Origin of the sequence: Microbacterium sp. BF1 (assembly GCF_019279095.1) — a bacterium.
Classification (GTDB): domain Bacteria; phylum Actinomycetota; class Actinomycetes; order Actinomycetales; family Microbacteriaceae; genus Microbacterium; species Microbacterium maritypicum.
In genome coordinates this window covers 1-1,308 of record NZ_JAGYWT010000622.1, presented here as the reverse complement: position 1 = coordinate 1,308, position 1,308 = coordinate 1, and the positions used below count along the sequence as shown (strand labels likewise).

The window sequence follows — 1,308 nt, the reverse complement described above, 5'->3', positions numbered from 1 at the left end:
CACGCCCGAGGGCAAGGCAGACCTCCCCGTCGCACACGCGCTCACCCTCGACGAGATCCCCGAGGTGATCGAGCAGTTCGCCCAGGCGGCGCGCAACGCGATCGCGGCCGGGTTCGACGGCGTCGAGGTGCACGGTGCGAACGGCTATCTCGTGCACGAGTTCCTGTCTCCGGTGTCGAACATCCGTGACGACCGCTATGGCGGGTCGCCCGAGAACCGCGCCCGCTTCGCGATCGAGGTCACCGCGGCCGTCGCCGCGGCCGTCGGCGCCGACCGCACCGGCATCCGTCTCTCGCCGCAGCACAACATCCAGGGCGTGCTGGAGGAGGACGACGCGGATGTCCTCGCCACCTACACCGCCGTCGCCGAAGGGCTCGCGCCGCTCGGTCTCGCCTTCATCGACGTGCTCAACGCGCACCCTGCCGGTGAGCTCGTGCAGCACATCCGCCGTACAGGCGGCGCGCCTCTGATCGTCAACACCGGTTTCGCGACCGAAACCACCAAGGATGAGGCCGAGTCCCTCGTCGCCGACGGATGGGCGGATGCCGTCGCCGTCGGCCGACCTGTGATCGCCAACCCCGACCTGGTCGAGCGCTGGATCCAGGGGGCGGAGCTCAACGAGCCGCGGCCCGAGCTGTTCTACGGCCGGACGGCGGAGGGATACACCGACTACCCGTCGCTGGAGTCGGTGCGCGCCGGAGTCTGAGGTCGCGCCGGACAGCGTGGCCGTTCTGTTCACGACCGCGTCCGTGAACCGGTCGTAGCGTGGGGGCATGACATTGAAACTCGGCTTCATCGGCATCGTGACCCACGACATGGCGGCCTCCCTCGCCTTCTACCGCGCCCTGGGTGTCGACATCGCGCAGGGCCAGGACGACGCTGCGCACGTAGACGCCAAGCTCGATGACGGCGTGACCCTCGCCTGGGACACGATCGAGACGATCCGTGGTTTCGACCCCGGCTTCGTGCCGGCGACCGGTGGGCATCGCATCGCTCTCGCCTTCGACAAGGGGACGGCGGCGGAGGTCGATGCCGCGTTAGCCGCTCTCGTGAGCGCCGGATACACGGCGCACGTCGAGCCCTGGGACGCGCACTGGGGTCAGCGCTACGCGACGCTTCTCGATCCCGACGGGAACTCGGTCGACCTCTATGCGGAGCTCGCCGCGAACTGACCGGGACTGACGCCGACCAGCCCTCGGAACTCGCGCGAGAGATGCGGCTGGTCGGCGAAACCGGCTTCGGCGGCGGCTGCGACGAGGGGTGCTCCTCGTCGCAGCAGCGCCTGTGCGCGGCGGGAGCGCTCGAGGC

2 protein-coding genes and 1 pseudogene are annotated in these 1,308 nt (G+C 69.9%); 2 read left to right on the top strand and 1 reads right to left on the bottom strand.

The genetic code is table 11. The annotated features are described in order from the left end of the window. Together KZA10_RS15525 and KZA10_RS15520 are read left to right on the top strand one after the other, a co-directional pair. A pseudogene (locus KZA10_RS15525) lies at nt 1–706 on the top strand (alkene reductase); the annotation flags it as partial. Nucleotides 707–773: 67 nt separating this feature from the next. Continuing rightward, a complete protein-coding gene (locus tag KZA10_RS15520; protein ID WP_218683333.1) occupies nt 774–1,172 on the top strand; it encodes a VOC family protein in 399 nt (132 codons plus the stop codon). Here KZA10_RS15520 and KZA10_RS18845 read toward each other — a convergent pair. Continuing rightward, complete coding sequence (locus KZA10_RS18845) at nt 1,148–1,276, bottom strand: hypothetical protein (protein WP_374196604.1); 129 nt, start codon at nt 1,274–1,276, stop codon at nt 1,148–1,150. The two genes, KZA10_RS15520 and KZA10_RS18845, sit on opposite strands and share 25 nt — an antisense overlap. Between the last annotated feature and the right edge of the window lie 32 nt (nt 1,277–1,308).

Bases quoted from the DNA above. Each gene is read 5' to 3' on its own strand.
- KZA10_RS15520 (WP_218683333.1), top strand. From the start codon at position 774: ATGACATTGAAACTCGGCTTCATCGGCATCGTGACCCACGACATGGCG.